Origin of the sequence: Bacillus sp. MYb56 (assembly GCF_002976445.1) — a bacterium.
Classification (GTDB): domain Bacteria; phylum Bacillota; class Bacilli; order Bacillales; family Bacillaceae_G; genus Bacillus_A; species Bacillus_A mycoides.
Genome location: NZ_PCOH01000069.1, coordinates 1 through 8,554, shown reverse-complemented (window position 1 = coordinate 8,554; position 8,554 = coordinate 1). Strand labels below are relative to the sequence as shown.

Here is an 8,554-nt window from a genome sequence, read left to right as displayed (position 1 = left end):
GGAGCCCCTCAAGGATTGAGGGGTTGGGGAGTTCGATTAAGGGGGTCTGGGGAAGTGTTCCCCAGTAGGTTTGGACAAAGTCCAAGGTCTGGTTTTGTCATGCTAAGCATGGCTCGGCGAAGCCGAAAAGCGTCGCAGACCCCTATCGATTTTGATGCGTTAGCGTCAAAATACGTATAGGGTTACGTTAATTGACATCATTTCGTCGCTTTGCTAGACTGATGGTATCAACTAATCTAGGGAAAGTGGTGGCACTTTATGTTGGGTTCTATCTCATTTAATCAATCCCACCAAAGTTCATTGAGTCATAATAACAGAGAAAATATTCATGGAAATCCTGGGATTGATCCAGCCAGGTTACATGAGAATATTTACTTTGTTCAAAAGGATATCCGAAGTGTATACAAGGATGTCTTTCAAGAAGCAGTGGACAAGTATAACGAGAAACAAAAACGGAATGACCGTAAAATTGATGATTATTATGACAAAATACATAAAGATGATAAGACACATGAGCAACGAGAATTAGTCGTGGCGATCGGGGAAGGTAAAGACGACTCGAAATATAGGGAAGCCAAAAAGGAAGCGTTAAAACAGTATGCAGAGGCGTTTCAAGAGAGAAATCCAAACCTAGCGGTTTATAACATGGTTTTACATGATGATGAAGCGAATCCGCATTTACATATTAACTATGTACCAAATTTCGAAAGTAGTCGAGGATTAACGAGGCGTGTCGGAATGGATAAAGCTTTGCAGCAACAAGGTGTAGAGGGAACGGGAAGAAAGTTAATTGCACATTGGAGAGAATTAGAAACGGCCTATATTGAGAAATTAGCGAAAGAACACATTCCAAATTTTGAACGTGCCAATGTAGGTTCACATAAATATATGAAAGTCCGTCAATACAAGGAATATGCAGAAACAAAATCAATTGTTGAGAATCAAGTACAAGAAAAAGAGATGCAGTTACAAACAATTGACCATAACTTAAAAAATGTTGAAGAGAAAACAAACGAATTACAAGTAGTGAAAAAGAGTTTGGAAAGCGATGTCGTTGATAAGTACAAAGAATTAGAGGTAGTGAAACAACAAGTAGAGAGTGAAAGTGAAAAGCTACAGCTAATTGGCCAGTGTCATATAGAGTTAGAAAAAAGAGTAGAACAAATGCAAAAAGAATTAGATAGTGCTACGGATCAAGTACCAAATGAACCTGTTAAAATTCCATTTTTACGTAAAGAAGTAGTAGTAGAAGTACAGGATAAAATGTTTGGAAAAGCTGAAATCACGAAGAAACAGACAAGAAATTATGTGTTATCACCAGAACAATATCAAGAATTAACAAAGCAAGTGAATGCAGCGGTTACTATCAAAAAGGATTATGAGCGTTTGAAAAAGACAGATTTTGTGAAAGAGAATGAGAGTTTAAAAGTGCATGCAGAGGGATGGATGAAAGAAAATCGAACGTTGAAACAAGAAAAAAGTAAGTTGCAAAAAGAAGTTGGTGTATTAAATATAGAAATTAGCTCATTAAAAGCTCATATAAAGGTTTTGCAGACGAATATAAGAGTTTTATATGTACAAACGAAAAAAGTTTTTAAGGAGCAATTTAAGGCGTTTAGAGAGATTGTTAAAAAAGAATTGGATAACAAGGGAGTAGATAATCAATTTGAACGTGAACATAAGAGAGAAATAAGAAGACATCGAGATTTTGATAGAGAAAGATAGGATTGAATGTTGTGTTTTTGCAAGAGATGGAAAGCTTTAACAAGGTGTTTCATGTTATTATAGAGAAAGACATACAAACGAGAAAAACCGCCCAAGCTTTGGTCGGCGAGGCGGTTTTTCATAATAAGGTTGGAATCAGCCAATATATATTCTATATACATTCTAACATATAAAAGTTGATTCCTTCCACTAAGGGAGAGAATTATTTTATGACAAAAGTTGTAGATTTTGGACAAGCTGAAAAAAAAGCGAAAATAAGAGATAGTAAGATTGATAGCATTTATAACCAGTTGCAAACCGGTGGTTATTCAGAAGAAGAGAAAGCAATGCTCTTACAGTTAATAAGTAAAACAACTGGTGGAGATGAATATTTTATAGGGAAAAAGAAAAAACCTACAGATCGGGTGAGGTTTGTGCAAATAATTATGGATAATTACAATTATTTGAGTGAAATTAATTATTTATCTACAGCTGAAAAAGCGCTTTTAATGGATTTAATACCTTATGTAGAATTTAAAACAAATATTTTGGTTGAAAGAATAAGTAAAGAAGATGAATTTGATTCTGATAGTGCAACGCCTAGTTATCTTGCAAGAAAGTTAAATAGAACTAGAGGAAAAGTTTCAGAGTTAATGAATGGTTTAATGAAAAAAGGATTATTAGCGGTTGCAGAAACTGGAACAACTACCGAAGATGGTCGTATTTGTACAAGTCGTACATGGTTTGTAAATCCAAATATTATGTGTTGTTCTCCAAAAGACGGAGTAGATAAAGCAACTCAAAAAATCTTTAAAAAATCACTTAAAAATTTTGTAACTGAAAATGGTAAAAAACATAAATTGCCAATTTATTTATTTTAGATGTCATTTTATATTGACATCTTTTTTTTTATTATTTTTTACATTTTTTAGGTGTTCCTTTTTGGGTACACAGGTGTTCCTTTTTGGGTACACCCTATATCTTATAAACCCTTGTTATTACTGACTTTCTTTACTTTCCTCTTCTCACTCTTATATATAGGGCTAAAAGTTCCGCAAGGAACGGGTAGTATTTTTGAGAATTTCACTCAAAAATCTCCACCCTCAGAATTAAAAAGTCGGTTCGTTAATTCTCACCTAAAGGCTATTGCCTTTCTTTTTAATTCTGTCCTTGCAAAACTTTTTTCGGCTAGTGTGCTTTTCTCGCCAAGCCGACAGACAAAAAGCAAATTAATGGTTCTCGACTTGGACTAGTAAGTATACGAGCCGAACCGCTTAGATCATTCGTCCCAAGATAATTCTTATTCTAAAAATAGATACGTAATACGTGGGGTTTCGTCCCCACACGACGAGCCAGCACTCTAGCCAAAAAGCAAATTTCACACCAAAAAACCAGAACAAAATCACATTAAGTGAAAAATAACTCGAAAATATCTTATTTTATCAGTTGTTGAATGTCTGAAAAAAATCTAACCAATGATATTGTTGAGATCCTTTGGTAACTTCTTGCTGTGATAACTATCATAGTGACTTTTTCTCCAGCAACCACTATTAGTGGCTAGTTACCATAAGGACTTATTTTTGAAATTTGCTATTTTTTAGAAAATATGTTAATCTAAGAATGACCTATTTTTGTTCGGTTTGAGATTAAGAATAAATTTTGTTTTTCGTCTAAGGTATTTGAGCAAGGGTAGTAACACATGTGTGGGTATCCATACTAGGAGGCAACAATTATGGAACAAGGTAAAGTAAAATGGTTTAATGCAGACAAAGGTTTTGGATTCATCGAGCGTGAAGGTGGAGAAGACGTATTCGTACATTTCTCAGCTATCCAAATCGACGGTTTCAAATCTTTAGACGAAGGACAACGTGTAACGTTTGGAGTAGAACAAGGACAACGTGGCGCACAAGCTACTAATGTTCAAATAGCTTAATATTAGCTGATGAAAGACCCTCTTGTAGGGTCTTTTTTTGATTTTGTTACAATATTCCGAATACAACTTTTTTAAGGGGATTTGGGGTGCTTAACTTTTAATGAAAAAGAAGACGTTAGAAATCATAATTTTAGCATTATGGGGTAGCGCCAACAAAACGCGAATTTTGTACGCTAAGCAAAAAAAAAACAATAAGCTGTCTAAGTGGACAGCTTATTTACATAATTTTCGTTACAGGAAGTTATCAAAGCTATTCAATTAAACCAACTATATCAAGAAAAATTATAGTAGTTATCATTGCAATAACTGCTATAAGAAATTTAAATCTGAATTTAATCTTAATATCTAGTTTATCTGGAATAAAATATATTCCCAAACCCATACTAATACGTCCTATTAATAAATATAATTGATATAAAAATTCGTTATTTATTTTTGCCTTAATATATATTTTACTGTAATCAAATAACAGGAAATATATTAGAATTATAATTAAGTAAAGAACAAATAATTTCACATAGTTTCTCATTTTAGTTTTTCTCAAAATACTTTATACTCCTTTTAGATGTTCAATCAATTTATAAATTTTGATCTATTATTTCTCCCTTTATCCATGTCCAAAATTGTTTAAATATGTGATGCCCCCCTTATTATCAAGACGTTCTCTATTATAATAGATTCGTGTAAGTAGGAAAGAGTTCCTCTTGTATATTCTATACACATCTAGTTAACATAACGTCCTATTATCGGTAGTAAAGAAAAAGCGAAATCCATTGATATAATTAGGATTTCGCTTTTTCTTTGTTTATCATCCTATGCATGATTTTATACATTGTGGAGATATTAGGGTTTTTTAGGCTTGTGAATGTCCTGTATTAGTACAAAAAAACGTATGAAATCTTGTATAAAAAAGATTGATAATTTTAAAACAAAGTTCGATAAAAAAACTTTGTTGATATAGTTTTTTCTTTTGATTTTTAAACTTCAATTGTATTGTTAAATTAAAGGTACATTTAATGAAATAAGTGTTTTAGGCTAAAAATCTTTCTTTACAAAAGTTACTTTGAATTTAAGTACATTGACTTAACCAGTGCATAGGATAATTTTATAAAATTGTGAAGGATTGAGAAAAATGTACTATATTCCTTTTATGTATCGATATCAATATCCTTATTATGCTAATGTACCAATGTATAACTATGGAAGACAGTCTGTTTACTGGACTTTTCCTAATGAGATAGAGTATACAAACGGATTTGATTTTTTTCGTTTTTCCAATGGTGATGGAAGTATTTCGTTAAAAGATTATGGATCAGAACCATTTGTCGTTAATATTAATGAAGCAGCAAAGCAAAATAATACGTATCGTACTGCTTTATGGACAGGGAAACATTTACAAGTTACTTTAATGAGCATCAATGTTGGCGAAGATATCGGTTTGGAAATACATCCTGATGTTGATCAATTTTTACGTATTGAGCAAGGTCAGGGAATTGTTCAAATGGGCAAGAGTAAAGATAATTTAAATTTTCAAAGAAATGCCTATGATGATTTTGCAATAATGATACCTGCAGGAACATGGCATAATGTAACTAATACAGGTAATATTCCGTTAAAACTTTATTCGATATATGCTCCTCCAAATCATCCATTTGGTACCGTTCATGTTACTAAAGCAGATGCATTGGCTATGGAAGAAGATTATAGTCATGGCAATAGGAATACAATTAGTTATTAATCAAGCTTTATTATAAAATCTATAACTGTGTTTTAAAAAACAATTGAAAACTCTTCTTTAAATTTTAAAAAGAAGGTGTTACCTTTTTAAAGAAGGAAAAGACTATATAGCAACTGGAGAACAGCTTGGAGCAGAGGGAGGACAAAATATGGCTCAAACTTATTGGGGATCTGAGGTAGCCAAGAACTTAGGGATTGGCTCAAGTACTTTGCGTAAATATTGCCTTGCCCTGGAGGAAGTTGGGTATCCTTTCGAGCGTGGTAGTAATAATTCTAGAATTTTTTATCATAAAGATGTAGCAACTATAGAACGGTTAGTAACAGCTATGAACAAGAAGAACGTAACACTAGAACAGGCTATAAATCTAGCAATGACAAGTGTTACAGAAAATGAGATAGCAACTGTTGCTACAGATAGCGTAGCAGATACAGAACACATAAAAGCATTAACAGAACGTATAGAACGATTAGAACAACTTAATTTAGAGTTAATTCAAAGATTGGATCAACAAAGTAAACTCTTACAGGAAACTGATGCTCAAAGGATAATAAGAGAAGATCAAAGAGATATTCAATTAATGCAAGTGTTAAGAGAAATACAAGATAACAAGCGTTTAATAGCAGCTTCAGAACAGAAGAAATCACTTTGGAGTCGTCTATTTGGTAAATAAATTAGAATTTAATAATAGAAATAAAAGCTCACTTCTTATTTGAAAAAAGATAAGAAGCGAGCTTTTTTGTCTACTACCGATAAGTGGGGTTATGTAAACTTTTAATATGGTTTTTAATCTTTGGACAGGATTAAAATTGTTAAATAAAAATTATTTATACAAACTAATCCCTTATCTATAATAGATAAGGGATTAGTTTAATTTTGTTGTATGGTGTAAACAAAATTGAGTGTCATAATATATGGTAACATGGATATTTATGTGTTTTTTAAATTTTATTTATTCTAAACAAACAAAAAGAACTAGTATCATACTAGTTCTTTTTGTTTGTGGATCCATATTTAAGTAGTAGGGTACTACATATAAATCAATACAATATTAGAAGTAAAAGGATACCAACCTTTGTACAGATTAATTATAGCATAAATTTTCAGAAAAAATATATTTATTAGTTGGTTATTCATCCCTTGTTTTATCGTGTTTTGAATGTATACTTTTGTTAGTGGTTTTGGGGAAAATGAGTAAGTTGTAATGAAGTTAATAAAACCAAAGATCTGAATGTAAACAAATATTTAAAAGTTTACTTTAAAGATAATTATGTAAAACATAAATAAGTTAAACAAAAAGCCTAGTGGTTACTAGGCTTTTTGTCTGAAAAAAATACCATTCACATCCTATGAAAAGTAGCTATGGGATGTGAATGTATGAACGAAGAAAATATTGTTTTAGTTAGAGCTGTTGTTGAACCGAGTTTAATTGGTCCAACACTTCCATCTATTTCGCCATTCATTTTTGCCAACAGGTCCAACAGGAGCAACAGGAACGGCAATAACACTAGTATTTGAATCGTTAATTATTTAAATTAGATTAGTTCAGACTGCTATACCTAACGCAAATGTTAACCTTCAGGAGGCGGGCTCCTTATATATATTGAAAGCTATTTGGAGTGAATCCATGTTCTTTATACATTATGAAACGGATTTATAACTGTGATATAAGGACTTGCTGTTAATATTTATTTTAATTTTTTAGGTTTTTTTCTTATACTTGTACGTTTGTGGATTCATAAGTTATAAGGTGTAAGTGGGTGAAAGATAAGGTTGGTGTATAAATGAGTAAATTTAATAAGAAATTTCATATTCCGTGTGAATGTTTTCTCCCCCCTGTACCTATACCTGAAATTGGACCAACAGGACCAACAGGGCCAACAGGGCCAACAGGACCAACAGGGCCAACAGGACCAACAGGGCCAACAGGACCAACAGGACCAACAGGACCAACAGGGCCAACAGGACCAACAGGGCCAACAGGACCAACAGGACCAACAGGACCAACAGGGCCAACAGGACCAACAGGGCCAACAGGACCAACAGGACCAACAGGACCAACAGGGCCAACAGGACCAACAGGGCCAACAGGACCAACAGGACCAACAGGACCAACAGGGCCAACAGGACCAACAGGGCCAACAGGACCAACAGGACCAACAGGACCAACAGCAGTAGCGTGTTGTCCATGTACTAATATTCTTGATAATCCTGGATTTGATGAACCACCATTAGTGGGCGATCTAGTTCCAGGTTGGAATCAAATTGGGGATGTTACAGAAGTAGGTCCTCCAAACGCTCATAGTGGTCGCGTTCTTTCAGATGGGACACTAAGTCTCTTAGCTGCATCAATTGGACCAGGCGGAAGTATTAATCAATTGGTTGATGTTGGTGAAGGTTGTTGTTTTACGCTTTCTTTTGCTGCGGATGTAAGGGATAATGCACTTCTTATAGCTTCTGTATCTTTTCCAGAACTGGGGCAGGGATGTCCTCCTCTTGCTACAAATCTTGGACCATTAAATATTCCACATATTATACCTGTTATGAATCAACCGCAATCTCTTTTCCAACATTATATTCTTGTTGTGTGTATACCTCCAGGTGTGACTACAGCATGTGTTGCTTTCCAAAATATTGCTACAGGTGGAGAAGGTGCAACAGCTTTTGTTGATAATGTTGTATTCCAACCTACTGGTGGACCGTGTACTTCATGTTTACAAAACTTCTAATATATTGATGCAATTCCAGCTATTTGATGAGATTTTTAGTATAAAAGAGAGAAGGATTATATAGATCTTTCTCTTTTTTATTTATGGGGCAACGTCCTGAAAATGTGGATTTACAACATTAAGCTGTTTAGAAGTATGTTTTGCTGTTTCTTGCTAGTAAGAAACAGCATTTTTTTAAGAACAGTAATATTTATTCCCTCACCCCCCTCAAAAAGTGAGGGGGGTGAGGGAGTTTTTCTGTACAGTTTAAAAGTAATTAAAAACAAGAGGATGGTTAATAAAGTGGAATTGTTGTAAAAATAGTAGGATATATACTTTGAGGTATATATTCTATAGAGGGATGATATTGCATGGTTTCATAATAAGGTATAGCTGGATGTTGATAGTATGGCATATGCTGCATTGCATGATATACTGCATGCATTGTTGATTGAGCTCCATGGGTTGTATAGA

The 8,554-nt window shown here is 33.7% G+C and carries 8 protein-coding genes; 7 read left to right on the top strand and 1 reads right to left on the bottom strand.

The window, feature by feature from the left end; genetic code table 11:
• Positions 1–258 precede the first annotated feature (258 nt).
• The 3 genes from CQ058_RS29875 to CQ058_RS29855 all read left to right on the top strand — a co-directional run bounded on the left by CQ058_RS29875 (position 259) and on the right by CQ058_RS29855 (position 3,637).
• Positions 259–1,725: a plasmid recombination protein gene (locus CQ058_RS29875; protein ID WP_105590184.1), complete on the top strand. Its 1,467-nt coding sequence runs from the start codon at positions 259–261 to the stop codon at positions 1,723–1,725.
• Positions 1,726–1,934: 209 nt separating this feature from the next.
• Positions 1,935–2,585 carry a MarR family transcriptional regulator gene (locus CQ058_RS29870; RefSeq protein WP_000170178.1) on the top strand — a complete coding sequence of 217 codons (651 nt, stop codon included), beginning with the start codon at positions 1,935–1,937 and terminating at the stop codon, positions 2,583–2,585.
• Positions 2,586–3,436: 851 nt separating this feature from the next.
• The gene (locus CQ058_RS29855; protein WP_000434815.1) at positions 3,437–3,637 is read left to right on the top strand and encodes a cold-shock protein; all 201 of its coding nucleotides are present in this window, start codon (positions 3,437–3,439) and stop codon (positions 3,635–3,637) included.
• Between the two features lie 250 nt (positions 3,638–3,887).
• Here the strand turns inward: CQ058_RS29855 and CQ058_RS32815 are convergent, their stop codons facing one another.
• Positions 3,888–4,181 (bottom strand): hypothetical protein, encoded by a 294-nt coding sequence (locus CQ058_RS32815; RefSeq protein WP_105590183.1) that lies wholly within the window; start codon positions 4,179–4,181, stop codon positions 3,888–3,890.
• A gap of 588 nt (positions 4,182–4,769) precedes the next feature.
• On the opposite strand from CQ058_RS32815, the gene CQ058_RS29845 reads away from it, so the two are divergent.
• The 4 genes from CQ058_RS29845 to CQ058_RS29835 all read left to right on the top strand — a co-directional run bounded on the left by CQ058_RS29845 (position 4,770) and on the right by CQ058_RS29835 (position 8,101).
• A complete protein-coding gene (locus tag CQ058_RS29845) occupies positions 4,770–5,375 on the top strand; it encodes a cupin domain-containing protein (protein WP_002193728.1) in 606 nt (201 codons plus the stop codon).
• A gap of 148 nt (positions 5,376–5,523) precedes the next feature.
• Positions 5,524–6,045 carry a DUF3967 domain-containing protein gene (locus tag CQ058_RS29840; protein WP_090835713.1) on the top strand — a complete coding sequence of 174 codons (522 nt, stop codon included), beginning with the start codon at positions 5,524–5,526 and terminating at the stop codon, positions 6,043–6,045.
• A gap of 689 nt (positions 6,046–6,734) precedes the next feature.
• Complete coding sequence (locus CQ058_RS31630) at positions 6,735–6,890, top strand: exosporium leader peptide-containing protein (RefSeq protein ID WP_374954501.1); 156 nt, start codon at positions 6,735–6,737, stop codon at positions 6,888–6,890.
• A gap of 266 nt (positions 6,891–7,156) precedes the next feature.
• Positions 7,157–8,101 carry a collagen-like protein gene (locus CQ058_RS29835; RefSeq protein ID WP_142396442.1) on the top strand — a complete coding sequence of 315 codons (945 nt, stop codon included), beginning with the start codon at positions 7,157–7,159 and terminating at the stop codon, positions 8,099–8,101.
• The last annotated feature ends 453 nt before the right edge of the window (positions 8,102–8,554 follow it).

What these genes read in the sequence shown, in the direction of transcription:
- CQ058_RS29855 (WP_000434815.1), top strand. Translation starts at nt 3,437, where the DNA reads ATGGAACAAGGTAAAGTAAAATGGTTTAATGCAGACAAAGGTTTTGGA.
- CQ058_RS29875 (WP_105590184.1), top strand. Translation starts at nt 259, where the DNA reads ATGTTGGGTTCTATCTCATTTAATCAATCCCACCAAAGTTCATTGAGT.
- CQ058_RS29835 (WP_142396442.1), top strand. Translation starts at nt 7,157, where the DNA reads ATGAGTAAATTTAATAAGAAATTTCATATTCCGTGTGAATGTTTTCTC.
- CQ058_RS29870 (WP_000170178.1), top strand. Translation starts at nt 1,935, where the DNA reads ATGACAAAAGTTGTAGATTTTGGACAAGCTGAAAAAAAAGCGAAAATA.
- CQ058_RS31630 (WP_374954501.1), top strand. Translation starts at nt 6,735, where the DNA reads ATGGGATGTGAATGTATGAACGAAGAAAATATTGTTTTAGTTAGAGCT.
- CQ058_RS29840 (WP_090835713.1), top strand. Translation starts at nt 5,524, where the DNA reads ATGGCTCAAACTTATTGGGGATCTGAGGTAGCCAAGAACTTAGGGATT.
- CQ058_RS29845 (WP_002193728.1), top strand. Translation starts at nt 4,770, where the DNA reads ATGTACTATATTCCTTTTATGTATCGATATCAATATCCTTATTATGCT.